Raw genomic sequence first — 284 nt, forward strand, 5'->3', positions numbered from 1 at the left:
AAATTAGTCTTTACGCCAGGGGAAAACTTTACTGGGGAGATTAATTTTGGCTGGAATGGGTTTGATGGCAGCAGTTACGCTTCCACCGATGCGAAAGTGAATGTATCCGTGGCGGCGATTAATGCTGCACCGGAAGTCAGTGCTTTTAATAAATCCGGCAATCAAAATGGTGATATTTCGTTTTTGGCCAGTGATTTCACTCAGGCGTTTGCCGATAGCGAGGGAGACGAACTGGAGAAAATCAAAATTACCGCTCTCCCGGAGAACGGAAGTCTCACACTGAA

The 284-nt window shown here is 46.1% G+C and carries 1 protein-coding gene; it reads left to right on the forward strand.

Translation table 11 applies throughout. The features are described 5' to 3' along the window. Positions 1–284 (forward strand): hypothetical protein (locus tag AC0QH1_RS30610; protein ID WP_324635229.1); only part of this gene is annotated, 284 nt, incomplete at both ends.

The sequence above is a fragment of the Phormidium sp. CCY1219 genome, from assembly GCF_055795085.1.